The following is a 24,427-nucleotide window of genomic DNA, read 5'->3' on the forward strand; positions in this document are numbered from 1 at the left end:
CGTTTCACACTTTTCCTGGAACTGCTCTATTGCACCTCGTAGCCGACTTCCTCGCTGGCGTGACAGAGCGCCTTCCAGAACGAGCGTGCGAAGGAGCGGAAGACATAGATGTCGAACTGGTCGGCGCCGGTGCGCTGGATCTGAACGAAGATGTCGTGATGGGTGGTCGAACGGCCGGCGCCGATGGGAAAGGCCGGCAGCGCGAAGTCGATGGCGAAGAATTTCGCCAGCACCCATTCGGCCTTCGGACCGGCGATGCGGATGGCGGTGCGGCCGTGTGAAAGGTCGGTCACCGTTCCGATGGCCGGCGTTACCACCCTGGCAAAGGCCGCGGCCAGCCCTTCGGCCTCGTCGGCAACGGTGAACTTTCCTGGCGCGAAGCCGAACACCGACTTCACACCGTCGCTCACGCCGCCGCCGGCGCCATCGGGCAGAGCAAGTCCGGCAACGGTGCGGATGGCTGATATCAGCTTCTTCTCCTCGCCCGGCCAGGCGGCGACCTGCACGATCGAGCCCGGCCTCGTTTCGGTCAGCAGGATCTCGACGCCATGCTCGAAATTGCCGTGCGAGCCGACGTGAAACTCCGGCTCAAGCGGTGATTGGCGCTCAACCATGCATGCGGCTCCCGTCCGGGTCGAAGAAGTGGTTGGAGACGATCTCGATCGGTCCGAACCGGTTGCGCAAGGGATCGGAGACATGGGCGCGCGTGCCCTGCCGTGCCTTGCCGCCCTTGACCAGCGCCAGCGCGATATGCTTGCCGAGCGCCGGCGAGTAGCAGCAGGCGGTGATGTGGCCGATCGAGCCGTGCGGATTAGCTTCGTCAACCTCTTCGACGATGTGAGCGCCGCCGTTGAGCGGCTTGTTGTCGAGCGAAATCAGGCCGACCAGTTCCAGACGGTCGGACGCGATCAGGCCTTCGCGATCCATCATCGCCGAGCCGATGAACGGCTTCTTCTTCGATAGCATCCAGTCGAGATGCAAATCGCGCGCCGTGGTGCGGCCGTCGATCTCGGCGCCGGTGACATGGCCCTTTTCGATGCGCATCGTGCCCAGCGCCTCAAGCCCGTAGGTGACCAGCCCAAACGGCTCGCCGGCCTCGACAAGCGCTTCCCAGACATGGGTGCCGTGGCCGGCGCCGGAATAGACCTCGAAGGCCATTTCACCGGAGAAGGAAAGCCGGCAGATCATCACCGGCACGCCTGCTATCTCGCCGCGCACGATGCCCATGAAGGGCAGGGTCGCATTGTCGACGGCTGTGCCGGTGACACAGGCGGCGAGGATCTGCCTGGCCTTCGGCCCGCCGATCGCGGCACCCGCCCATTCGTCGGTCACCGAGGTGACGTGCACCTTGAGCTCCGGCCAGATCACGTCGAGGAAATATTCCAGATGCTGCATCACCTTGCCGGCATTGGCCGTGGTGGTGGTCATCAGGAAATCCTGCTCGCCAAGCCGCCATGTGGTGCCGTCGTCGAAGGCGAGGCCGTCTTCGCGCAGCATCAGACCGTAGCGTGCCTTGCCGACGGCCAGCGTCGAAAACATGTTGGTATAAACGCGGTCGAGGAATGCGGCGGCATCGGGGCCTTGCACGGCGATCTTGCCCAGCGTCGAGACATCGACGATGCCGGCGCTTTCGCGCGTCGCCTTGGCTTCGCGCACATAGGCTTGCTCGACCGTCTCGCCGGCATGGCCGTAGATCATCGGGCGGTACCAGAGGCCGGCGGAGTACATCGTCGCGCCATTGGCGAGGTGCCAGTCATGCATCGGGGTCAGCCGCTCGGGCTTCAGGTCGCCGAAGCGTTCCGCCGCCAGCGAGCCGATCGATACCGGCGCAAAGGGCGGCCGGAAGCGCGTCGTGCCAACCTCGGGTATCGGCTTGCCCAGCGCTTCGGCCATGATGGCAAGGCCAGGGACGTTGGAGCTCTTGCCCTGGTCGGTCGCCATGCCGAGCGTGGTGTAGCGCTTCAGATGCTCGACTGAGACGAAGCCTTCGCGATGCGCCAGCCGCACGTCCTCGGCTGTCACGTCGTGCTGGAAATCGACAAAGCTCTTGCCTTTGGCCCTGATCTCGAACACCGGGGCGGGATCGGGATCGCCGGGCACGGCTTCTACCACCGGCAATACAGCCGGTGTGCTCTGTCCGCCGGCCGCGGCCAGGCCGGCGGCGCGGCCTTCGGCGATGGCTTCGGTGGTAGAAAAACTGCCGGTGAAAGCGCCGGCGCCGATCCATTGTTGTGTCGGCTTCGGCGGCAGGAAAGCCTGCCGCGCGGCGTTCCATTCCGCCTTGGCGCCGGCCTGGCTGGCCAGATGGATGGTCGGCGACCAGCCGCCGGACATCAGCAGGCAATCGGCATGGATGCTGCGTGCATCGCCGATCAGTGCGCCATTGGTCATGTCGAAGCGTTGCAGCTTGAGGCCGGACAGCGCTTTGCCGCCCTCGGTGGCGACGACGGCATGGCCAGCGAATATCTCCGCCTCGGCTTCCGCGGCCAGCTTGCGCATCTCTGGCGAAAGTTCCGGCCTGACATCGGCGATGGCGACGACCGCGGCACCGGCCTTCTTCAAGGCGACGGCGGCCCGATAGGCACTGTCATTGTTGGTAAACAGCGCGATCCGCTCGCCCGGCAGCACGCCGAATTCGTTGGCATAGCGCTCGGCGGCATGCGCCAGCATCACGCCCGGCCGATCATTGCCGGGGAAGACCAACGGGCGCTCAAAGGCGCCGGTGGCCAGGACCACGGATTTGGCGCGGATTGCCCAGTAGCGATGGCGCGGCTCGCCCTTGCCGGGCTGTTCCTTGTGGTCGCTGACCCGTTCGAGCGCGGCGAGCGTGTTGTTGTCGTAGTAGCCCCACACCGTGGTGCGCGGCAAAAGCCGGACATTGTCGCGGCCTTCGAGCTGGGCGACGATGCGGCGGGCCCAATCGGCGGCCGGCGCGCCATCGATCGTCTCATCGGACCAGTTGGCCGAGCCGCCGAAACGCGGCTCGAGATCGGCCAGCATGACGCGCGCGCCCTGATCTGCGGCGGCCTTCGCGGCCATCAGGCCGGCCGGGCCCGAGCCGACCACCAGCACGTCGCAAAAGGCGTTCATGCGTTCGTAGCGGGCCGGATCCTTTGCCGATCCGGCGCTGCCGAGGCCGGCGGCGCGGCGGATGAAATGCTCGCAGAACATCCAGAAGCGCGTGCCTTTGAGCGGACCGAACACCGGTCCCATGAAGGTCTTGTAGTAGAAGCCGGCCGACAGGACCTTGCCGCCAAGCTGATTGACGGCATTGATGTCCCAGGCAAGCGAGGGAAAGCGGTTCTGGCTGATGGCAACCAGCCCGTCATGGATCTCGACCATGGTCGCCGGAATGTTAGGCTCGCGGACCTCACCCTTCAGCACCGTCACCAGTGCGTTGGGCTCCTCGACGCCCGCGGTGAGCAGGCCGCGCGGGCGGTGGTACTTGAACGAGCGCCCGTAAAGCGTGACGCCCTTGGCCAGCAGGGCTGACGCCAGCGTATCGCCGGCATGGCCGGTGTAGGGCGCGCCGTCGAAGGTGAAGCGGATGGTTTTCAGCCGATCAATGCGGCCGCCCGTGTCGGTGCGGCGCGGGCTCATGACTTGTCCTCCGCCTTGCCGCGCGCGGCCGAGCCATGATCGCCGCGCCCATGATCACCCCGTGTGAAGGCAACGCTGGAAATCTCGTGCGTCAGCGTGTTGCGCACGACCTTGAGATGAGCGCGGCAACCGCCGGAATGCTGCCAAATCTCGTTGTGATCGCCGGCCGGGTTCAGCCGGTCGTAGACATAGGCGTTCCACGCTTCGAAATTCTGCGAAGCTGGGTCGGGGCGCTCACGGTTGCCGTCACCCTGATAGGTGAATTCGATGACGTCGCGCGGGCCGCAATAGGGGCAAGTGATCAACATTGGATTCTACCTAATGCCTAATGCAGCCTGGGGTTTGCACCCTGGCCCTTGTCGTCGATCACCAGGCCGCGATGGAAGCGGTCGAGGGTGAAGGGGGCGTTGAGGTCGTGCGGCTGGTCCTTGGCGATGGTCCAGGCAAAGCACCAGCCGGAAGCCGGCGTCGCCTTGAAACCGCCATAGCACCAGCCGCAGTTGAGATACATGCCGGGCAGGGGCCCGGCTGTGATGATCGGTGAGCCGTCCATCGACATGTCGCAGACGCCGCCCCAGGAGCGCAGCATGCGCACGCGGGCAAGACCTGGGAACAGCGCCAGCATTTCGCTCATCACCTCGTCGACGACAGGCAAATTGCCGCGCTGGGCGTAGCTGTTGTAGCCGTCTATGTCGCCGCCATAGATAAGGCCGCCCTTGTCCGACTGCGACATGTAGAAATGGCCCATGCCGAAGGTGACGACGGTGTCGATGAAGGGTTTCAGCGATTCCGTGACGAAGGCCTGCAGCACATGGCTTTCGATCGGCATCGTCTCGATGCCGGCCAGCTGCATGACGCGTCCGGTGCTGCCGGCGACCGCAACGGCCACCTTCTTGGCGCGGATGTCGCCGCGCGAGGTGGACACGCCGGTGATGCGGTCGCCGTCACGCAGGAAGCCGGTGACCTCGCAATTCTCGATGATGTCAACGCCGCGACGGTCGGCGCCACGCGCATAGCCCCAGGCCACCGCATCGTGGCGGGCAGTGCCGGCGCGCCGCTGCATCAGGCCGCCGACCACCGGAAAGCGTGCGCTGTCGGAGATATCAAGCGCCGGGATCAGACGTTTGATTTGCGCCGGCGTCATCAGCTCGGCGTCGACGCCGAGATGGCGCATGGCGTTGCCACGCCTGGCATAGTCGTCGAACTGGGCCGGCGTGTGCGCCAGATTCAGGCAGCCGCGCTGCGAGAACATGACGTTGTAGTTAAGTTCGTGCGACAGGTTCTCCCACAGCTTCATCGAATGTTCGTAGAAGCGGGTGTTGGCCGGCAGCAGATAGTTCGAACGCACAGCCGTGGTGTTGCGGCCGACATTGCCGGAGCCTAGCCAGCCCTTTTCCAGCACGGCGACATTGGTGATGCCGTGTTCCTTGGCAAGATAATAGGCGGTGGCCAGCCCATGGCCGCCGCCGCCGATGATGATGACATCATAGGACGCCTTCGGGTCCGGCTTGCGCCAGGCCGGTTTCCAGTCCCTGTTTCCCTTGAGCGCGTTCGCGAGCAGCGAAAAGGCCGAATACTCTGCCATCATTGTCATCCGGTTCGGGCGATGCGGCAGACTATAGAGCAGGCCGCATCCGCAAAGCCAATATTGCGCCATTGCCTTTCGACTGGCCGACGCATTGCTCAGGGATCGACGGGGACAATGATCGGATGAGCCGCCGATCAGGCAGGAGTGAGTGATCGATGCGACGGCTTGCCCCATGATATGGCCGTCTTTATCAAGGACACGCTTTCAAATTGCCTTTGCCGTCCATGAGTCGCCAACAAATCATGCTTTTCCGATTGCTTCGTCTCATTTTGCTCCTCGCGCTTGTCGTTTCGGCACCGCCGTCATTCGACGCGGCAGCGCAAGGCCTCGGCCAGGCACCTGCCGGGCTGATCGCCGACCAGCAGAAGATCCTGCAGGATTTGACGACCAAGGCCGATAATTTCGAGAAGCAGATCCAGCAGGACGCAGAGGACGATGGCAGCCTCGTCGATATTCGCCTGCAGCTCGAGGAACTGTCGCGGCAATCGCTGAACAGCGCGTTGGCCTTCCGCACACGCCTTGGCGAGATCAACAGCCGCCTTGAGCAGATCGGGCCAGCGCCCGCCGCCGGCCAGCCGCCGGAGCCCGACATCGTCAGCGGCGAACGCCAGGCGCTGGTGTCGGAGAAGGCGGAAATCAACGCGGTGATTTCGCTGGCTCAGTCCTTGTCGATCCGCATCAGCGGGCTGATCGACAAGATCGGCAACATGCGCAGCGAGCTGTTCCGCAATGTGCTCACCAAGCGCTATGTGCTATCCGACGCACTTAGCCCGCTGGTCTTTTCGGACGCCAGGGACGAATTCGGTAATTTCTACAAGGCTGTGTCGTCCTGGCTGAGCTTCGCCTTTAGGTTCAAGTTCCAGGCTATCCTGGCCGCAACCTTCGTGGCGCTCGGGCTGGCGCTGGTGTTGCTGGTCGGCGGCAGGCGCCTGTTCGGGCGTGTGTTCGAAGCAGACCCTTCCAATGAAGACCCGTCCTATCTCAGTCGGTTGTCGGTTGCCTTCTGGTCGACCTTGCTGCCGACGCTCGCGGTCGGCGTGTTCCTGGCCTCCACGGTGTTCTTTTTCAATTATTACAATGTGTTGCGCGGCGACATCGGCCTTTTCCTCAATGCACTGGCGGCCGTCATCGGGGGAGTGTTCTGCGTGAACCGGCTGACCAATGCGGCGCTCGAGCCGAGGCTGCCGAACTGGCGCCTTGTCCCGGTCGAGACAGGTCCGGCACGCTGGCTGGTGCGGCTGACCACCGCCATGGCCGTGGTCATCGGCGTCAATTATTTCCTGTCGGTGATCAACGACAAGATGGGCTCGCCGTTGTCATTGACCATCGCCCGCAGTTTCGGCGCCACCATCATCGTCGGCGTCATCCTGATCCTGATGGCGATGCTGAGGCCGTTCAAGGCGCGTGACGGAAGCTGGCGGCCGTGGCCGGCATGGCTACGCTATACAGCGCTAGCGCTCGGTGTTTTCACCATCGTCGCCGCGCTGCTCGGCTATATCGGCCTTGCCCTGTTCGTCTCGCTGCAGGTCGTCGTTACCGGCACCGCGCTGATCACCGCCTATATCGGCTTCCTGTCGGCGCGGGCGATCGGCGAAGAGGGCGCTTTCGCCAACACCTCCGTCGGGCGCTGGCTGTCGGCCAATTCGAGCTACGAGGACACGGCGCTCGACCAGCTTGGCCTTGTCGTCAGCGTCGCCATCAACCTGATGATCGTGCTGGTGTTCCTGCCGCTGATCCTGCTGATGTGGGGCTTCCAGCCCGGCGATATCCAGGCCTGGGCCTACAAGCTGGCAACCGGGATCAATATCGGCTCGGTGACGATTTCGGTCACCGGCATCCTCTCCGGCATCGTCGTCTTCGTCATAGGCTATTTCCTGACGCGCTGGTTCCAGGGCTGGCTCGACGGTTCGGTGATGGCGCGCGGCAAGGTCGATGCCGGAGTGCGCAACTCGATCCGGCTGGCGGTCGGCTATGCCGGCGTCGCCCTTGCGGCGCTCGTTGGCATATCGGCAGCAGGCATCGACCTGTCCAGTCTAGCGCTGGTCGCCGGCGCTCTCTCCCTCGGTATCGGTTTTGGCCTGCAGAATGTGGTGTCCAATTTCGTCTCCGGACTGATCCTTTTGGCCGAGCGGCCGTTCAAGGTCGGCGACTGGATCGTCGCCGGCGATGTCAGCGGAACCGTCAAGAAGATCAGCGTGCGCGCCACCGAGATCGAGACCTTCCAGCGGCAGTCGGTGATCCTGCCCAATTCGAACCTGATCAACAACGCCGTCGGCAACTGGACGCACCGCAACAAGCTCGGCCGCGTCGACATCAAGATCGGCGTCGCCTATGGCAGTGACGTCAAGCAGGTCCACGCAATCCTGCTGGAGATCGCACGCGGCCATCCTCTGGTGCTGAAGAACCCGGAACCCTTCGTGCTGTTTTCCAATTTCGGCACGGCAGCACTCGAATTCGAAATTCGCGTGTTCCTGGCCGACGTGATGAATGGCAACATCGCGCAGAACGACATCCGTTTTGCCGTCCTCGAAAAATTCAGCGGTGAGCATATCGAGATCCCCTCGACACCGCGCGCCGTCGTCGAGGTCCACAAGCCCAAGGCCTGGCCGACCGATGACGACAAGATCGAGGCCGACTTCGCCGAACAGGAACAGGTGAAGGCCGAAGCCGAGGCGGAGAAGAGGCGACTGGCCAAGTCCCGCAAAACCAAGAAGCCCGATCCGGACTAGGCTCAGGGTCCGTAGGTCCCGATACCGCCGAAAGCCAATTGCGGCATGAATGCGGCATTCAGTTGCGGTTCAGCTTCCATCTCATATAAGCTCCCATGCAAAGGCGAAAATGCCTTGCGAAATGCAACAGAGGCGGTGGGAACACCGATATTGCACCATGTGGAAGTCTCTCGTCGCTGCCGTCGCCCTGGTCGCCGCCATAGGCTCGGCCCATGCCGCGAGCGCGGTCAACAAGGACGCCGAGACCCGCACGCTGGTCGTGACGGAGGGCGGCAGCAAGACCGACCTCGCGCTGGCCGGAGGCGAAACGGTTGAGTTCTGCCCGAACGGCTGTTTCGTCACCTTGCCGAACGGTGACCTCGAAGCCCTGACCGGTTCGGAAACGGTCGAAATCTCGGGTGGCGTCGCCCGCATCAAGTAATTCCGACGGCATGACAGGAAAGGCCGGGCAATTTGCTCGGCCTTTTATCGTTTCCGGTAGCGTTTTTTTAACAATGACGCCGGAAATACCGCCACGGCAGCCGTCTACAACCGGGCGTTTTAACGTTCGATATGCCGTTCCCGGCTATACCAGCTTCAAGACGCCGAAACGCGGCGCGAAACGAGATCCGTTCTGCGGATCATACGCTGGCAGGCAGGACGGACATGGATGCGCGGTCGGACAGGAACGCAATACCGCTTGCGGTCGATCTCGATGGCACGCTGATCGCGACCGACCTGTTGTGGGAAGGGCTGTTCATCCTTCTCAAGAAGAACCCGCTCTATATCTTCCTCGTGCCGTTCTGGGCCGCCGGCGGGCCGGCGCGGCTGAAGCAGGCGATCGCACAGCGGATCGACATCGATCCGGCATTGCTGCCCTATCGCGAGGTGCTGCTTTGCCGCCTCCGCACCGAGCACGCCGAGGGCCGCAAGATCGTGCTGGCGACCGGTACGCCACGCAAATTCGCAGACGCCATCGCTGCCCATCTCGGCATTTTCGACCGGGTGCTGGCTACCGATGGCCTCGCCAATCTTACCTCGGGCAGGAAGCGCGCCTCGCTGATCGCGGCCTATGGCGATGGCGGCTTCGACTACGCGGGCAACAGCCGCCATGACCTTCAGGTCTTCGACGCCGCGCGCAACGCGATTGTCATCGCACCCGATCGCCATGCCGCGCGCTGGCAAGCGGCCCATGGCGCCGAGACGATGCCTGCGCCGAAGCCGAATTTGCGGACTATCGTCAAGATGCTGCGCGTGCATCAGTGGCTGAAGAACTCGCTGATCGCCGTGCCGATGGTGCTCTCGCACGAATACTTCAACACCGACATGATCTGGCAATGCCTGCTGGCATTCGTCTCGTTCAGCGCGGTGGCCTCGGCCATCTACATCCTCAATGATTTCTTCGACCTCGCGCTCGACCGCAAACACCTCACCAAGCGCAACAGGCCGTTCGCCAGCGGTGCGCTGTCGATCCCGTTCGGCCTTGGCGCGATCGCCGTACTTTTGGCGATCGGCATCGGCACCGGGTTGTTCTTGTCGCCCGAATTCCTAGCTGTGCTCGGTGGCTACATGGTCGTCACCACTGCCTATTCGCTGTCGTTCAAGCGCATGCTCTTGGTCGACGTGCTGACGCTCGCCGGCCTCTATACGATCCGTGTCCTGGCCGGGGCGGCGGCGACCGGCGTCGAAGTCTCGTTCTGGCTGCTGGCCTTCTCGATCTTCTTCTTTTTGTCGCTGGCGCTGGTGAAGCGCTTCGTCGAACTGCGCACCACCGCCATCCCGCCTGGCGAGCGCATTGCCGGGCGTGGCTATCGCACCGAAGACCAGGAGATCGTCGCCCAGGCCGGCATGGCCTCGGCCTTCTCCTCGGCGCTGGTGCTGGCGCTCTATATGGACAGTGTCGCGGTGCGCGAGCTTTATCCGCATCCGTGGCTGATCTGGCCGCTGGCGCCGATCGTGCTTTATCTCACCATGCGCGTCTGGATCCTGGCGCGCCGCGACGAGATGCATGACGATCCGGTCGTCTTCATTATCCGCGACTGGCGCAGCCAGATCGTGGTGCTGATCGGTGCGGTGATGCTGGTCCTCGGAGGCTGGTAGGTATGGCCACCGAGCGCTTCCAGAGTTTCGGCCTTGCCACGCCGCCGGCGCCGCGCGCCGTCGGTGCCGATGAGGCGATCGCGCTGCTGAAGGGCGGTCAGGCCAAGCCAGCGTCTTTGCTTGCCTATGGTAATGGCCGCTCCTACGGTGACTCCTGCCAGAACCAGGCCGGCGCGGTCGTCGACATGCGATCGCTAAACCGGATTCGCGCCTTCAACGCCGAAACCGGCGTTCTCGAGGCGGATGCCGGCGTGCTGTTGTCCGACATCATCGCCTATGCTGTCCCTTACGGCTTCTTCCCGGCGGTTGTGCCAGGCACCCAATTCGTCACACTCGGCGGCGCCATCGCCAATGACGTGCATGGCAAGAACCATCACCGGCGCGGCACCTTCGGCTGCCATGTCGAGACCTTCACGCTGCTCACGTCCGACGGAAAGACCCACCGCTGCTCAGCGACAGACAATGCGCGGCTATTTGCGGCGACGATCGGCGGCATGGGGCTGACCGGTCTCATCCTGTCGGCTTCGATCCGGTTGATGCGTGTTCCTTCCCTCGACATCATGGAGAAGGCGATGCCGTTTCGCGACCTTGGCGAATTCTTCGACCTCGCCGAGGCGGCCGATCGGGCCAATGAATATGCGGTCGCCTGGATCGACCAGCTTGCCGGCGGCCGCAACAGCGGTCGCGGGTTGCTGTTGTCAGGCAATCACGCCGAGCACGGCTCGCATGCCGCCTCGCGCGCCGGCGGCAATCTCTCGGTGCCGGTCCAGCCGCCGTTCAATGTGCTCAATCGGCCGTTCCTGACTGCCTTCAACGCCGCCTACAGGTGGAAGAAGGGCCGGGCAACAGTGCCGCGCCAAGTCGGATATCAAGGCTTCTTCTTCCCGCTCGACGGCGTGCGTGACTGGAACCGGCTTTATGGGCCGAAAGGGCTTTTCCAGCACCAGAGCGTGGTGCCGGAAGAGACGGCGCGCGAGGCGGTGCCGGCACTGCTGGCGGCTGCAAGGCAAGCAGGGCAGGGCTCCTTCCTCACTGTGCTGAAACGCTTCGGCTCCATCCGCTCGCCGGCGCTGCTCTCATTCCCGCGCCCCGGCTACACGCTGACGCTGGATTTCCCCAACAGGGGGGCTGCGACGCTCGCCTTGTTGCGGGACCTCGATCGGATCACGGTCGAGGCGGAAGGCGCGGTCAACCCCTACAAGGACGCCCGCATGGGCGCCGACATCTTCGCTTCGTCTTTTCCCAAATGGCCGCGGCTGGAGGCGCTTCGCGATCCTGCCTTCATGTCCGACTTCTGGGCGCGGACGGCAAGGAAGCTGGACACGCGGCGAGGTGCGGTCGAGGCGGCGGAATAGCTAAAATTCGAATAATTCTTGGTTTCCGAATCGTTAAACCCACGATTCACTCAAAACATTCTTGTGGCTTCACGAAATATTTGCGGGTTTGTAATAGGAGGCGTGAAGGGGTGGCTTGGAACACATGAAATACATCGTCTTCATTCTCTTTACGGTCATGACCAATGCTGCTGCACAGCTGATGCTGAAGCAAGGCATGATGTCGCTCGGGCCGATCTCGTTCGAGGGCGTCAATCCGCTCGTCAAGCTGTTGCAGATCGTCTTCAGCCCCTGGGTGTTCTTGGGCCTTTGCACCTTCGTCATATCGATGGCCTCGCACCTCTTTGTGCTGTCCAAGGTCGAGCTCTCCTTCGCCTATCCGTTCCTCAGCCTCGCCTATGTGGCCGTCGCCATCTTCGCCTATTTCGTCTTCCGCGAGGACCTCAATGGCTGGCGCATCGCCGGCATCGCGTTCATCTGCGTCGGAACCGTGCTGATCGCCCAAAGTGGCCGGGATTTGGGCGGGCGAGGGCATGAAGACCAGACTGCTTCCATCACGCCCGACAAGATCCAGGCAAACGAGAGCCTTCGATGAGACATGTGATTTTCGGCGGCGACGGTTTCGTCGGCCGCCATCTTGCCCCGAAGCTTGTGACCGATGGTGAAGAGGTTGTCGTCGCCGACATCGTCAAAAGCGACCTGCCGCATTACCGCAATGTCCGCTTCATCCAATGCGACGTCACCGATCCGGCGTCGGTCGCCGCGGTTGGGCTCAAGGCCGACGACATGGTCTACAATCTGTCGGCCAAGATGCTGTCGCCGATCCAGGTGCGCGCCAAGCGGCACGATTTCTTCTTCCCGGTCAATTTTCATGGCACCGAGCACATCATGCAGGCCATGGACAGAGCCGGCGCACCCAAGCTCGTCCACTACACGACCGACATGATCTACGGCCACACGGTCACCCAGCCGATGACCGAGGAGCACCCGGTCGCGCCGCTCGGCGAATATGGCTGGTCGAAGCAGAAGACCGAGGAGCTGGCGGCCGAATGGCGCAAGCGCGGCATGTCGATCTCGCTGTTTCGCCCGCGCCTGATCATCGGCCCCGGCCGTCTCGGCATCCTGGAAAAACTGTTCAAGCTGATCGACTGGAATCTTCCCGTGCCGATGATCGGTTCGGGCAGGAACCCCTATCAGTTCATCTCGGTGTTCGACTGCGCCGAGGCCGCGCGCGCCGCCTGGAAGGCCGGCGTGCCAAACGAGGCCTATAATCTCGGTTCTCTCAATCCGCCGCCGGTGAAGAAGCTGCTCGGCGATCTGATCAGGCATGCCGGCTCGAAATCGATCCTGATCCCGACACCGGGCTGGGCGGTCAAGCGCACGCTCGACCTGCTCGACCTGATGAACATGCCGATCATGGACCCGGAACAATATCTGATCGCCGACGAGGAGTGCGTGCTCGACGTGTCCAAAGCCGGGCGTCAGCTCGGCTGGGTGCCGCAATATCGCGACGAGGAGATGCTGATCGCCGCGTATAGCGAGTACCTCGCCAAGAAGGCCGGTCACTCAGTCGCCACCAAACATGTGCCCGCCGAATAGCGGCTCGCAAATCAGCTTTCGTTGCGCCCGATCCTGGTCGTGCGTGCAGACAGGAGATTGAAATGACCGTCATGGCCAAGCCCGAACAGACGAACGTGCGCACCATGGTCAGCGCGCCTTCGCTGTCGCCCGCCACCATCGCCAAGCCCGACCTGATCAGCGTCGAGCAGGCCAAGGCGATGGATGTCGCCCGCATGACCGACCTGTTCAAGGCGCATCTCAACCCCGGCCAGCTGCATTTCATGAAGCTGCTCGGCTTTCACAAGATCAAGATCGAGCGCGCCGAAGGCATGTTCTATATCGACCAGAAAGGCCGCAAGATCCTCGATTTCTTCGGCGGTTTCGGTTCGCTGGCCTTCGGCCATAACCATCCGCGCATCCTCGAAGCACGGAAAAAATTCCAGGAGGAGAAGCGCCAGGAAATCGCCATCGCCTTCATGTCGCAATATGCGGCAGCACTGGCGCACAACCTCGCCAAGTGCTCGCCCGGCGATCTCGACATGGTGTTCCTGGGCTCATCCGGCTCGGAGGCGATGGAAGCGGCGGTGAAGCTCGCCGAGCGCGCCGCCGGCCCGAAGCGGCCGAAGATCGCCTATGCCGAGAATTCCTTCCACGGCAAGACCAAGGGTGTGCTCGGCATCACCGACGGCCAACTCTACCGCGCTGACTTCAAGGTAGCGGACAATACGGTGCGCATCCCCTTTGCCGACATCGAGGCCGTCGAGCGCCTGTTCCGTTCCGATCCGGAGGTCGGGGTCATCGTGCTGGAGACCATCCAGGGCGGCGGCGGCATCATCCAGGCGCCTCCCGAATACTGGCAGAAGCTGCGCGCGCTTTGCGACCAGTATGGCGTGCTGTGGGTCGCCGACGAAGTGCAGTGCGGCTATGGCCGCTCGGGCCGCTTCTATGCCTTCGAGCATTACGGCGTCATTCCCGACGTGACGGCGCTGGCCAAGTCGCTTGGCGCTGGCAAGGCGGCGGTCGGCGCGATGATTGCCCGGCGCGAGGTATACATGAAGGCCTATGGCACGCCGAAGACGGCGATGATCCATGCTATGGCCACCTTCGGCGGCATGGGCGAGGCCTGCGTCACCTCGATCGAGGGGCTCAACGTGCTCTATGACGAGGGGCTGATCGACAATGCCGCCGTCACCGGCGACTACCTGCTGCAGCGGCTGCAGGCGCTCAGGGAAAAGTACCCGAAGATCATCAAGGATGTGCGCGGCAAGGGTTTTATGATCGGCCTGGAGTTCCACGACTTCTCGCAGACCTTGCCGATGGTGCTGCGGCCGATCGTCAGCGTGCTCGACGACAAGCTGAAGGGCTCGCTGTCGGGCTTCGTCGGGGCGCTGCTGTTGCGCGACTATGACGTGCTCGTCGCCTTCACCGAATACAACCGCAACGTCATCCGGCTCGAGCCGCCGCTGATCTGCCAGCGTGAGCATGTCGACCGCTTTGTCGATGCCTTCGACAGCCTGCTGTCGCGCGGCATCGTGTCGATCGTCAAGGATTTCGTCAAAAGCCAAGTCCGTTAGAAACGAAGCTCGCTGAGTTCGACAATGCTGACCAGGTCGCCCGCACCGAACAACCTGCTCGACCGGCTCACCGAGGTCGGTCTGGCGTGGGGCGAGGGGACTTATGCGCGGTTGGCGGCACCGATCGGCGCGGCGGCCTTCGCTCTCTACATCCTTTTTACAGCGTTCACCGCCTGGGTGATGCCAGACGCCAACTGGGACATGCTGCCCTATCTCGCCATGTCGGAGGAAGGCACCTATCCCGATGCCCAGGCACTGCACGACTATGCCTACAACACCGTCAAATCAGGCGTCTCAGCTGGCGACTACAAGGCGCTGACCGACGATGGCGGCGGCTTCCGCAGCCACATGACGGAGGATGCCGCCGACTTCCATTCTCTGCTCGGCATGTACCGGATCAAGTTTCTGTATGCCGAGATCCTGTCGACGATGAGCGTGGTGATGTCGCCGGTCGAGGCGATGCGCGTGTTACAGGTGTTCTCCGTGCTGCTGTTTGGCGCGATCGCCCTGATGTGGCTACGCTCCGCAGGGGCATTGGCGTTGGCGCCTATCGTCGGCGCGGTGCTGATCATGGCCGATTTCGGCGATGCGGCGCGGGCCTCGACGCCGGATTTGTTGTGTTCGGCGCTGTTGCTCGGCGGGCTTTACGCCTATGTCCGCGGCCGCGAGGTGGCGACGGCCATCCTGCTCTTCCTCGCCTTCATGGTGCGGCCGGACAACATTGTTTTCCTGGCGATTTTCGCTGTGCTGCTGGTCGCGTTCCGGCAGAGGGCATGGGGCGCGCTGGCCGGCTTTGCCGCGTCCTTCGTCGCTTACTTCGCCATTTCGCACTGGGCCCATCATCCCGGCTGGTGGCCGCATCTGTGGTTCTCCAGCGTCGAGCAGCACTACAATATGGACGGGTTCGAGCCGCCATTCTCGATAGCGGCCTATCTCAGGGCTTTTGCCAGCTCACTGCTGCGCGCCGTCAGCCTGAACAGCTGGGTCGGGGTGTCGGTGCTGGCACTGGCAGGCTGGTACGCGGCCGCCCGCGCCGGCTTCCGCCTCGATCGCCGCGCCGGCATCCTGTTTGCGGCACTGGTACTCGGTGCGCTGGCCAAGTTCACCGTCTTCCCGATCCACGATACGCGGATCTATTTTCCCCATCTGATCCCGCCATTCCTGCTGCTGGCAACGCCGTTCATGGCGCTCCGGGCAGCCGTGGCTCGCGGCCAGCATCGCGCCGCCTTGCAAATCACTCCCGGAGACAAGTCATGAGTTCGCTATCCAGCCTGGCGCGCATTGCCCTGTCGCTTGGTCTTCCCAAGGGCGTTCTCGATCGCGGGCCGTCGCTGCGCGGCACGAAGTTCCTGGCCAAGGCGGCGCTGAAGGCGCGCTTTGGTGGGGCAGGGCGACCGTTCCAGATGGTCAATGTCGGCGCCTGCGACGGGGCGCTGTTCGACGACGTCACGCCGTGGCTGCACCGCATAGCTGGCGCACGCGCCATGCTGGTCGAGCCGATCCCGTACAATCAGAAACGACTGCGCGCCAACTACCCCGACACCAGCCGGTTCATCATCGAGCCGGTGGCGGTGACAAAGGCCAAGGGCACGATCACCGTCCATACGTTCGATGCCGCTGCGCTCGAGGCCGGCACGCTGCCCATCGAGTTCATCGGCTGCTCGTCGGTCACCGACACCAATCTGATGTCGGGCAAGAATGCCTGGGGCGAGGCCGACGCCAACTTCAACAAGTTCGCGCCGCACCTGAAAGACATTGAGGTGCCATCCGAGACCTTGCAGACGCTGCTCGATCGCAACGGCATCACCCATATCGACGCCTTCCTGGTCGATTGCGAGGGTGCCGACTGGATCGTCTTCGAACAGCTCGACCTCAAGCGCTACCGCCCCGGCATGATCAAGGTCGAGGTCGGCGCGCTGCCGGCCGCCGAGATCGGCCAGGTCGTGGTCAAGCTGAAGACCTCCGGCTATCAGGTCGGCTTCCAGGCCGAGGACATCTGGGCCTTCGCCTGAGTTAGCCTCCGCCCCGGAAAGCGAACCGCCCAAGGCGCTCGATAGGAAGCATTCTGCCGTCTGGTCGCTCGGCTTTTTGCCAATGTCGCAAACAGGCTTCAATCGCCCTGCCGCTCCGCCCTATAGTCCGCCCGCTTTATCACTTTGGAGTCGCGGGCAATGGCAGAGTTTCCGAAAAAGGCGAAGGTCGTCATCGTCGGCCTGGGCGGTATTGTCGGCGCATCGATCGCCCATCACCTGATCGAACGCGGCTGGGACGATATTGTCGGCATAGACAAATCAGGCATCCCGACCGACATCGGCTCGACCGCGCACGCCTCCGACTTCTGCTACACGACCAGCCACGATTTCCTGTCGTGCTGGACGACGCTCTATTCCATCGACTTCTACGAGAAGATGGGCCACTACGCGCGCATCGGCGGTCTCGAGGTGGCCCGCGTCGGCGATGACGGCCGCATGGAGGAGATCAAGCGCAAGATCGCCTCGGCAAAGGCGTTTGGCACGCGCGCCCGGCTGATCGAACCGGCCGAGATCAAGGAAAAATTTCCGCTCATCGAGGAAGTGATGGTGCAGGGCGGCCTGTGGGATCCCGATGCCGGTCTCGTCATCCCGCGCTCGCAGACCGTCGCCGGCAAGCTGGTCGACCAGGCGGAAGTCTCCGGCAAGCTGAAATCCTTCGCCAACACGCCGGCCCGGTCGCTTGTCGTCAAGGACGGCCGCATCACCGGGGTGGTGACCGATCGCGGCACCATCGAGGCCGATTATGTCGTGGTCTGCGCCGGCATTTGGGGCCGGCTGATCGCGGAAATGGTCGGCGAGGACCTGCCGGTCATGCCGATCGACCATCCGCTGACCTTCTTCGGCCCGTACAACGAGTTCGCCGGCACCGGCAAGGAGATCGGCTGGCCGCTGCTGCGCGACCAGGGCAACTCCGCCTACATGCGTGACACCGGCGATCCCAAGACCGCCGAGGGCGGGCAGATCGAATGGGGTTATTACGAAGAGACCAATCCGCGCCTTTGCCATCCGCGCGACCTGTTGGAGAAGGACCAGGCGCGTCTGTCGCCTTCGCAGCGCGACCTCGACATGGAGCAGATCCTGGCGCCGCTCGAACGCGCCATGGAACTGACGCCGATCCTCGGCGAACTCGGCTATAACGAGAGCCATTCCTTCAATGGCCTGCTGCAGGTGACGGCGGATGGCGGCCCGTCGATGGGCGAAAGCCAGAAGGTGCGGGGCCTTTGGTATGCCGTCGCCATCTGGGTCAAGGATGGTCCCGGCATGGGCAAGCTCATCGCGGACTGGATGACGGACGGCCGCACCGCGATCGACCATCACGCCATCGACTATGCGCGCTTCTATCCGCACCAGACGAAGGAGCAGTTCATCTGGGATCGCTGCACCGAGACGGCGATGAAGGTCTACAATCCGGCGGTGCATCCGCGCGAACCCTTCTCCAAGGGCCGCAACATCCGGCGCTCGCCGTTCTGGGAACGCGAGAAGGAGCTCGGCGGCTATTTCATGGAGCTGGGCGGCTGGGAGCGCGCTCACGGCTATGCCGCCAACGAGCATCTGCTGGAGAAATACGGCAACCGGGTTCCGGTGCGTGAGAACGAGTGGGACAACCGCCATTTCTGGCGCGTCTCCAACGCCGAACATCTCGCCATGAGCGAGGATTGCGGCATCGTCAACCTGTCGCATTTTGCCATGTACGACATCGAAGGTCCCGACCATGTCGCGCTGCTGGAATGGCTGTGCGCGGCCAAGATTGGCGGCGACAACAACATCGGCAAGGGCATCTACACCCACTTCCTCGACGAGGAAGGCATGGTGCGGGCCGACTTTACCGTCATCCGCATGGCCGACCGCTGTCGTTTGATCGACGGGGCGGACGCCGGCCCGCGCGACTTCCAGTACATGCGCCGCACGGCGCAGGACAAAGGCTTTGATGTCACCATCACCGACGTGACCGAGAAGTATGTCACCATCGGCATCTGGGGTCCGAACGCCCGGGCGACCTTGCAGAAAGTGGTCGAAAATCCTGATGGGTTGTCGCTGGAGAACTTCCCGTTCGCGGCGATCAAGCCGGTCAGGATCGGGGGCAAGGACGTCACTGCTTTCCGCATCTCCTATGTCGGTGAGCAGGGCTGGGAACTGCATATGCGCTACGAGGACGGCCTGGCCGTCTGGGACGCGCTGCGCTCGACCGGCGTCATGCCGTTCGGCGTCGAGACCTATGCCAACACCCGCCGCATGGAAAAGAGCCTGCGCCTGCAAAACGCCGACCTTTTGACCGAGTACAATCTGCTCGAAGCGGATCTCGCTCGTCCGAAGGTCAAGGAGAACGACTTTTGCGGCAAGGCCAGGCATGTCGAGTTCCGTGCCCGCGAGCACCAGCCGGCCATGCTGTGCACGCTGGTCATGACCGACAATATCGATGCGAAAGGCGTTGCCCGCTATCCCGTCGGCACGATGCCGGTGATGGACCCGAAGACCGGCGAGACGCTGGTCGACGACCTCGGCCGGCGATCCTTCACGACCTCGATGGCCTACGGCCCGACTATCGGCAAGAATATCGGTCTTGCCTATCTGCCGTGGGCGTATGCCCAGGAAGGCCGCAAGCTCCATATTGAGTATTTCGGCGAGACATACCCGGTCGAAGTGGCGGCTGTCGGCTACAAGCCGCTCTATGATCCGGAGAACCTCAAGCCGCGCAGTTGAGCGCTGGGCAGGGCGCAAAGGGCATGAAGACAAAAGCCTGGCCGCCGGCCGGGCTTTTCTCTTTTTAAACAGGCTGTTTTCGCTTACCCTTGCGGCATGTCTGCTTTTGCCCGCGCAAGACATTTCCTTTCAGGCTGCGCCGCGTTCGCGCTGACGCTCTGGCTGGCGCCAGTGTCCCTCGCGGATGAGCCTGTCGATGTCGAGCTGGTGCTGGCCGTCGATGTTTCGCTGTCGATGTCTCCGGAAGAGCTCGAGATCCAGCGTCACGGCTACGCAGCCGCCTTGACGCACGACAATGTGCTGCAGGCCATCGCCGATGGTGCCCATGGCAAGATCGCCGTCACCTATGTCGAATGGGCCGGCACCACCTCGCAGCGCGTCATCGTGCCGTGGACGGTGATCGCCAGCCGCACGGATGCGGAGCGCGTGGTTGCGCAATTGTCCGCCCAGCCCCCCAACAGCGCGCGGCGCACTTCGATCTCCGGCGCACTCGAGTTCGGCAACGACCTGTTCGCTGAAAGCGGCTACCAGGGGACGAAGCGGGTCATCGACATTTCCGGCGACGGCCCCAACAACCAGGGCGCGCCGGTCAACCTCACCCGCGACGAACTGATCAAGCAAGGCATCATCATCAACGGTCTGCCGCTGATGACGCGAGGCGGTTTTTCCGGCGCCTACGACGTCAAAAATCTCGATCGCTACTACAGCGACTGCGTCATCGGTGGTCCCGGAGCCTTCATGATCCCGGTCAACGACTGGACGCAGTTTCCCCAAGCCATCCGCCGCAAGCTGGTGCTGGAACTCGCCGGTCCGGCCTCGCCGCAATGGGCGGCGGAAGAAGCCGCGCATCCGCCAGTGATATTGGCGCAGGACAGGTCTGCCACCGACTGCCTGGTCGGCGAGAAAATGTGGCGCAACCGCAGCTGGATGTTCGACAGCCGCTAAGCGGCCGAAGCATTGGCAAAAGGGCCGGACCGCGCTATCCAGCCAGAGGGGTTCGCGGTCAAAACCGAGGAAACATCAGATGAAACGTCTAGCCATCCTGACTGCTGTCGCGTCCGTGCTTTTTGCCGACGTCGCCAGCGCCCAATACAATGACGAGCCCGCCTGCATGATGTTCGAGCACGCGAATTTTCGCGGGCGATCCATCGGTATGGGGCCCGACGATTCCGTAAACTTTCGTGGCGGCCAGTTCTGGAACGACCGTGTGTCGTCGGTGATCGTGCGCCGGGGTTGCACGCTCGTTGCCTATGAGGATTCCCGGATGGGCGGCCGTTCCATCGAGATCAGGCGCAGGATCCGCGACTTTGGTGGCAGCGACTGGAACGACCGCATCTCCTCGGCGGAGTGCTATTGCAACGACTACTGAAGGCCATGTTAGGTTTCTGGCAGCCCGCACCCGTTTCGGGGACGGGCCGCCGATCGAGCTGCCTTCGTCACCGGGCCTGCCGGGTGCCTCACCAAGCTGTCCATTGACAAGCCGATTGGCGTCTGTGAGACAATTCCTCAGCGAAAACAAAAGGGGAACTGACATGACCAGGATCGCCGTTCTTACCGCAACTCTGACACTTGCCGTCGGCTTGTCCGCACCGGCGACGGCCGCCACTTCAGTCACCATCGGCATCAGCGGCTGGACCGGCTTCGCGCCGCTGACGCTTGCCAAGCAGGCGGGCATCTTCGAGAAGCACGGCCTCGACGTGACCTTGAAGAAGGTGCCGCAAGCGAGCCGGCCGCTCGCCATCGCCAGCGGCGACCTGCAATGCGCGGCCACCACGGTCGAGACCTGGCTGGTGTGGAACGCCAGTGGCGTCACCACCAAGCAGATCTTCCAGCTCGACAAATCCTACGGCGCCGACGGCATCGTCGCGCGCAACGACATCAAGACGGTCGCTGACCTCAAGGGCAAGAGCGTCGCGTCCTCGGCGCCGGGCACGTCGCCCTATTTCATGCTCGCCTGGGTGCTGAACAAGGCTGGCATGTCGACCAAGGACGTCACCGTCGTCAATCTGGAACCGGACGCGGCGGCGCAGGCCTTCCTCGCCGGGCAGAATGATGCCGCCGTCACCTATGAGCCGTTCATCTCGGCGGTGCGCGACAAGTCCGACCAGGGCCATATCCTGGCGACGACGCTCGACTATCCGATGGTGCTCGACACGGTCGGCTGCACGCCCGAATTCCTCAAGGCCAATCCGGATGCCGCCAAGGCGCTGGCCGACAGCTATTTCGACGCGCTCGACCTGATTAAGAACGATCCGCAGAAATCCTATGAGATCATGGGTGCCGACGTGAAGCAGTCGGCCAAGGAGTTCGAGGATTCGGCGAAGTACCTGAAATGGGCCGACCGGGCGGAGAACAAGCAGTTCTTCACCAAGGAATTCCAGGACTTTTCCAAGACCGCCGGCGAACTGCTGCTGCAGATGGGGCTGATCAAAGAAGCGCCCGACGTCACCACGCTGGCCGATACCAGCGCGGTGTCGAACTGACAGTCCGGCCTTTGACCATCATGCGGCGGCGCCTCGCGCCGTCGCCTTCTCCTGGACACAGTGACGATTTGAAGATGGGGACGATTTGACAATGCGCCCCTTGCATCCAGTCTCGCCGGGCATCCGAACCGTGCTCGGCATTTCCTTCTTCGTGCTGTTCGTCGCCTTCTGGGCGTGGATCACGCTCGGTGGCCACGTCAACCGCATCTTCCTCGCCGATCCGCTGTCGATGCTGCGGGATGGCTGGCGGCTGCTGGTCGAGGACCGTTTCTGGCTCGATATATTGATCACCATCTGGCGCGTTTTCGGCGGCTTCCTGCTGGCGTCGGTCGTCGCGGTGCCGCTCGGCATCGCTATGGGCGCCTGGAAGCCGGTGGAAGCGTTTCTGGAGCCATTCGTCTCCTTCGCCCGCTACCTGCCGGCCTCGGCCTTCATCCCGCTGCTCATTTTGTGGGCGGGCATCGGCGAACTGGAAAAGCTGCTCGTCATCTTCGTCGGCTCGGTGTTCCAGATCATCCTGATCATCGCGGTCAAGGTCGGCAGTACAAGACGCGACCTGGTTGAGGCTGCCTATACGCTGGGCTCCACCAACAACGGCATCGTCAGACGGGTGATCATGCCGGCCAACGCGCCCGAGATCGCCGAGACGTTGCGGCTGGTGCTCGGCTGGGCCTGGACCTATGTCATCGTCGCCGAGCTGATCGGCTCGTCATCCGGCATCGGCTACATGATCATCAACAGCCAGTCGCGGCTGGCGACGGGACAGATCATCTTCGGCATCATCGTCATCGGGCTGATCGGGCTGTTGTCCGATTTTGCCTTCAAGGCCTTCAATCGCTGGCTCTTTCCATGGAGCCTGGCGTGAGCAAGCTCCTCATCGAAGGCGTCTCGCGCACTTTCGCCGGCGTGCGCGGCGGAGAGCCGGTCAAGGCCTTGATGCCGATCGACCTGGCGGTCGCCGCCAACGACTTCATCACCATCCTCGGACCATCCGGCTGCGGGAAGTCGACATTGCTCAGGATCGTCGCCGGCCTGGAAGCGCCAAGCGAAGGCCGTGTGCTGCTCGACGGCAAGGCGGTGACCCGGCCAGGTCCGGACCGCGGCATGGTCTTCCAGTCCTACACGCTGTTTCCCTGGCTGACGGTCGCCGAAAACATCGCCTTCGGCCTGCGCGAACGCGGCTTGCCCGAAAAAGAGCGGGACGAGATAGTCGCTTCCTATGTCGACCTTGTCGGGCTGAAGGGGTTCGAGAACCACTGGCCGAAGCAGCTCTCGGGTGGCATGCAGCAGCGTACGGCGATTGCCCGGGCGCTGGCGAACGATCCGGAGATCCTTTTGCTCGACGAGCCGTTCGGCGCGCTCGACAACCAGACCCGCGGTCTGATGCAGGAGCTGCTCCTCGGCATCTGGGAACGGCGCAAGAAGACGGTGCTGTTCGTCACCCACGACATCGAGGAAGCCATCTTCATGGCCTCGCGCGTGATCGTGATGACGGCGCGGCCCGGCCGCATCAAGTCGGATGTCGCCATCGACCTGCCGCATCCACGCCACTACACGCTGAAGACCAGCCCGGAATTCTCGGCGCTGAAGGCGCGGCTGACCGAGGACATCCGCGTCGAAGCAATGCGCACGGTGCAGGCGCAGCCGGCGTAAGCTTCCTAAATCTATCGGATCAGGCCGCCAGCAGCTGCTTGCGGTCGACGCGCTCCTGCTGCGGCGAGCGGGCGTAGAGCTCGCGGTAGCATTTCGAGAAATGCGAGGCCGAGACGAAGCCGCAGGCGACCGCCACCTCGACCACCGGCATCGACGACTGGATCAGCAGGTGCCGGGCGCGGTCGAGCCGGATTTCCAGATAGTAGCGGGCAGGGGAGCGGCCCATCTCGGTGCGGAACAGCCGTTCGATCTGACGCCGCGACAGGTCGACATGGTCGGCGATCTCGATCAGCGACAGCGGCTCGGACAAGTTTGCCTCCATCAGTTCGATGATGGTCAGCACTTTCGAGTTCTGGACGCCAAGGCGGGCGCGCAGCGGCAGGCGCTGGCGGTCGGTCGGGCTGCGCACGCGGTCGGTCAGCACCTGCTCGCAGACGCGGTTGACGAGATTTTCGTCGAAGTCGTCGCCGATCAGCTTCAGCATCATGTCGAGCGCGGCGGTGCCGCCGGCGCAGGTGTAGATGTTCTGGTCGATCTCGAAGAGGTCAGCAAAGACATTGGCCTTCGGGAACGCCTCGGAAAAGCCCGGCAGGTTCTCCCAGTGGATGGCGCAGCGCTTGTTGGACAACAGGCCGGCGGCGGCGAGGATATGCGCGCCGGTGCACAGGCCGCCGACGGCGACGCCGCGATTGTATTCCTCGCGCAGCCAGGCGAAGGCGGACTTGTTCTGGTAACGCTCGACATTGATGCCGCTGCAGACTATGGCCATGTTCGGCCGGTCGGGGCCTGCCATCTTCTTGCGTTCATCCTCAAGCGAGGTGTTGACCGCGCATTCGACCCCGTTCGAGGCACGCACCGGCTTGCCGTCGATACTGGCAAGGCGCCAGCAATAGGCCTCGTAGCCAAGCATGCGATTGGCCGAGCGCAGCGGGTCGAGCGCGGTCGCAAAAGCGATCATGGTGAAATCGGGAACAAGGAAGAATACAAACGATCGCTTGATCGGATGCTTTACGGCGTTCAAGGGAACCTCACGCAGCCATGGCGCGAACAGGATGTCGCGAATAGCATAGCGACATCAGGAAAAACCATTCTTG

At 63.2% G+C, this 24,427-nt stretch carries 20 protein-coding genes; 15 read left to right on the top strand and 5 right to left on the bottom strand.

Annotated features, from left to right (window positions below; translation table 11 throughout):
- Positions 1-26: 26 nt before the first annotated feature.
- Genes soxG through ASD99_RS05585 form a run of 4 tightly spaced genes read right to left on the bottom strand, consistent with a single transcriptional unit; the run spans position 27 to position 5,185 of the window.
- Positions 27-614, bottom strand: a complete 588-nt coding sequence (gene soxG, locus ASD99_RS05570; protein ID WP_056596409.1) for a sarcosine oxidase subunit gamma family protein — start codon at positions 612-614, stop codon at positions 27-29.
- Positions 607-3,600 (bottom strand): sarcosine oxidase subunit alpha, encoded by a 2,994-nt coding sequence (locus ASD99_RS05575; protein ID WP_057142958.1) that lies wholly within the window; start codon positions 3,598-3,600, stop codon positions 607-609. The genes soxG and ASD99_RS05575 overlap by 8 nt, the downstream gene beginning before the upstream one ends.
- Positions 3,597-3,908, bottom strand: a complete 312-nt coding sequence (locus tag ASD99_RS05580; RefSeq protein WP_057142959.1) for a sarcosine oxidase subunit delta — start codon at positions 3,906-3,908, stop codon at positions 3,597-3,599. The genes ASD99_RS05575 and ASD99_RS05580 overlap by 4 nt, the downstream gene beginning before the upstream one ends.
- Before the next feature lie 17 nt (positions 3,909-3,925).
- The gene (locus tag ASD99_RS05585) at positions 3,926-5,185 is read right to left on the bottom strand and encodes a sarcosine oxidase subunit beta (protein ID WP_057142996.1); all 1,260 of its coding nucleotides are present in this window, start codon (positions 5,183-5,185) and stop codon (positions 3,926-3,928) included.
- 245 nt (positions 5,186-5,430) lie between these two features.
- Between ASD99_RS05585 and ASD99_RS05590 the strand changes: the two genes are divergently transcribed.
- The 15 genes from ASD99_RS05590 (at position 5,431) to ASD99_RS05660 (ending at position 23,333) form a co-directional block, all read left to right on the top strand.
- A complete protein-coding gene (locus tag ASD99_RS05590; protein WP_057142960.1) occupies positions 5,431-7,917 on the top strand; it encodes a mechanosensitive ion channel family protein in 2,487 nt (828 codons plus the stop codon).
- Between the two features lie 157 nt (positions 7,918-8,074).
- Complete coding sequence (locus ASD99_RS05595) at positions 8,075-8,338, top strand: hypothetical protein (RefSeq protein WP_056596396.1); 264 nt, start codon at positions 8,075-8,077, stop codon at positions 8,336-8,338.
- A 224-nt stretch (positions 8,339-8,562) separates the two neighbouring features.
- Positions 8,563-9,996 (top strand): UbiA family prenyltransferase, encoded by a 1,434-nt coding sequence (locus ASD99_RS05600; RefSeq protein WP_057142961.1) that lies wholly within the window; start codon positions 8,563-8,565, stop codon positions 9,994-9,996.
- Between the two features lie 2 nt (positions 9,997-9,998).
- Entirely contained in the window at positions 9,999-11,351 is a 1,353-nt protein-coding gene (locus ASD99_RS05605) for an FAD-binding oxidoreductase (protein WP_057142962.1), read from the top strand.
- 124 nt (positions 11,352-11,475) lie between these two features.
- Positions 11,476-11,925, top strand: a complete 450-nt coding sequence (locus ASD99_RS05610; RefSeq protein WP_056596387.1) for an EamA family transporter — start codon at positions 11,476-11,478, stop codon at positions 11,923-11,925.
- The gene (locus tag ASD99_RS05615; RefSeq protein WP_057142963.1) at positions 11,922-12,929 is read left to right on the top strand and encodes an NAD-dependent epimerase/dehydratase family protein; all 1,008 of its coding nucleotides are present in this window, start codon (positions 11,922-11,924) and stop codon (positions 12,927-12,929) included. The genes ASD99_RS05610 and ASD99_RS05615 overlap by 4 nt, the downstream gene beginning before the upstream one ends.
- 104 nt (positions 12,930-13,033) lie before the next feature.
- The gene (locus ASD99_RS05620) at positions 13,034-14,464 is read left to right on the top strand and encodes an aspartate aminotransferase family protein (protein WP_244497625.1); all 1,431 of its coding nucleotides are present in this window, start codon (positions 13,034-13,036) and stop codon (positions 14,462-14,464) included.
- A 24-nt stretch (positions 14,465-14,488) separates the two neighbouring features.
- On the top strand, positions 14,489-15,721 hold the full coding sequence (locus ASD99_RS05625; protein WP_056596378.1) for a DUF2029 domain-containing protein: 1,233 nt from the start codon (positions 14,489-14,491) through the stop codon (positions 15,719-15,721).
- The gene (locus ASD99_RS05630) at positions 15,718-16,476 is read left to right on the top strand and encodes an FkbM family methyltransferase (RefSeq protein ID WP_056596375.1); all 759 of its coding nucleotides are present in this window, start codon (positions 15,718-15,720) and stop codon (positions 16,474-16,476) included. Before ASD99_RS05625 ends, ASD99_RS05630 begins: the two co-directional genes overlap by 4 nt.
- A gap of 159 nt (positions 16,477-16,635) precedes the next feature.
- Positions 16,636-19,197, top strand: a complete 2,562-nt coding sequence (locus tag ASD99_RS05635) for a GcvT family protein (protein WP_056596372.1) — start codon at positions 16,636-16,638, stop codon at positions 19,195-19,197.
- Between the two features lie 96 nt (positions 19,198-19,293).
- Positions 19,294-20,142: a DUF1194 domain-containing protein gene (locus ASD99_RS05640; protein ID WP_056596369.1), complete on the top strand. Its 849-nt coding sequence runs from the start codon at positions 19,294-19,296 to the stop codon at positions 20,140-20,142.
- Between the two features lie 79 nt (positions 20,143-20,221).
- On the top strand, positions 20,222-20,566 hold the full coding sequence (locus ASD99_RS05645) for a peptidase inhibitor family I36 protein (RefSeq protein WP_056596364.1): 345 nt from the start codon (positions 20,222-20,224) through the stop codon (positions 20,564-20,566).
- Positions 20,567-20,729: 163 nt separating this feature from the next.
- A complete protein-coding gene (locus tag ASD99_RS05650; protein ID WP_056596360.1) occupies positions 20,730-21,680 on the top strand; it encodes an ABC transporter substrate-binding protein in 951 nt (316 codons plus the stop codon).
- 91 nt (positions 21,681-21,771) lie between these two features.
- The gene (locus tag ASD99_RS05655; RefSeq protein WP_056596357.1) at positions 21,772-22,545 is read left to right on the top strand and encodes an ABC transporter permease; all 774 of its coding nucleotides are present in this window, start codon (positions 21,772-21,774) and stop codon (positions 22,543-22,545) included.
- Positions 22,542-23,333, top strand: a complete 792-nt coding sequence (locus ASD99_RS05660; RefSeq protein ID WP_056596354.1) for an ABC transporter ATP-binding protein — start codon at positions 22,542-22,544, stop codon at positions 23,331-23,333. The genes ASD99_RS05655 and ASD99_RS05660 overlap by 4 nt, the downstream gene beginning before the upstream one ends.
- A 19-nt stretch (positions 23,334-23,352) precedes the next feature.
- On the opposite strand, the gene ASD99_RS05665 is transcribed toward ASD99_RS05660, so the two are convergent.
- Positions 23,353-24,291, bottom strand: a complete 939-nt coding sequence (locus ASD99_RS05665) for a GlxA family transcriptional regulator (RefSeq protein WP_348271741.1) — start codon at positions 24,289-24,291, stop codon at positions 23,353-23,355.
- Between the last annotated feature and the right edge of the window lie 136 nt (positions 24,292-24,427).

Source organism: Mesorhizobium sp. Root695 (assembly GCF_001428185.1).
In the GTDB taxonomy this organism is placed as follows: domain Bacteria; phylum Pseudomonadota; class Alphaproteobacteria; order Rhizobiales; family Rhizobiaceae; genus Mesorhizobium.

Bases quoted from the DNA above. Each gene is read 5' to 3' on its own strand.
- soxG (WP_056596409.1), bottom strand. From the start codon at position 614: ATGGTTGAGCGCCAATCACCGCTTGAGCCGGAGTTTCACGTCGGCTCG.
- ASD99_RS05575 (WP_057142958.1), bottom strand. From the start codon at position 3,600: ATGAGCCCGCGCCGCACCGACACGGGCGGCCGCATTGATCGGCTGAAA.
- ASD99_RS05580 (WP_057142959.1), bottom strand. From the start codon at position 3,908: ATGTTGATCACTTGCCCCTATTGCGGCCCGCGCGACGTCATCGAATTC.
- ASD99_RS05585 (WP_057142996.1), bottom strand. From the start codon at position 5,185: ATGGCAGAGTATTCGGCCTTTTCGCTGCTCGCGAACGCGCTCAAGGGA.
- ASD99_RS05590 (WP_057142960.1), top strand. From the start codon at position 5,431: ATGCTTTTCCGATTGCTTCGTCTCATTTTGCTCCTCGCGCTTGTCGTT.
- ASD99_RS05595 (WP_056596396.1), top strand. From the start codon at position 8,075: ATGTGGAAGTCTCTCGTCGCTGCCGTCGCCCTGGTCGCCGCCATAGGC.
- ASD99_RS05600 (WP_057142961.1), top strand. From the start codon at position 8,563: ATGGATGCGCGGTCGGACAGGAACGCAATACCGCTTGCGGTCGATCTC.
- ASD99_RS05605 (WP_057142962.1), top strand. From the start codon at position 9,999: ATGGCCACCGAGCGCTTCCAGAGTTTCGGCCTTGCCACGCCGCCGGCG.
- ASD99_RS05610 (WP_056596387.1), top strand. From the start codon at position 11,476: ATGAAATACATCGTCTTCATTCTCTTTACGGTCATGACCAATGCTGCT.
- ASD99_RS05615 (WP_057142963.1), top strand. From the start codon at position 11,922: ATGAGACATGTGATTTTCGGCGGCGACGGTTTCGTCGGCCGCCATCTT.
- ASD99_RS05620 (WP_244497625.1), top strand. From the start codon at position 13,034: ATGGTCAGCGCGCCTTCGCTGTCGCCCGCCACCATCGCCAAGCCCGAC.
- ASD99_RS05625 (WP_056596378.1), top strand. From the start codon at position 14,489: ATGCTGACCAGGTCGCCCGCACCGAACAACCTGCTCGACCGGCTCACC.
- ASD99_RS05630 (WP_056596375.1), top strand. From the start codon at position 15,718: ATGAGTTCGCTATCCAGCCTGGCGCGCATTGCCCTGTCGCTTGGTCTT.
- ASD99_RS05635 (WP_056596372.1), top strand. From the start codon at position 16,636: ATGGCAGAGTTTCCGAAAAAGGCGAAGGTCGTCATCGTCGGCCTGGGC.
- ASD99_RS05640 (WP_056596369.1), top strand. From the start codon at position 19,294: ATGTCTGCTTTTGCCCGCGCAAGACATTTCCTTTCAGGCTGCGCCGCG.
- ASD99_RS05645 (WP_056596364.1), top strand. From the start codon at position 20,222: ATGAAACGTCTAGCCATCCTGACTGCTGTCGCGTCCGTGCTTTTTGCC.
- ASD99_RS05650 (WP_056596360.1), top strand. From the start codon at position 20,730: ATGACCAGGATCGCCGTTCTTACCGCAACTCTGACACTTGCCGTCGGC.
- ASD99_RS05655 (WP_056596357.1), top strand. From the start codon at position 21,772: ATGCGCCCCTTGCATCCAGTCTCGCCGGGCATCCGAACCGTGCTCGGC.
- ASD99_RS05665 (WP_348271741.1), bottom strand. From the start codon at position 24,291: ATGATCGCTTTTGCGACCGCGCTCGACCCGCTGCGCTCGGCCAATCGC.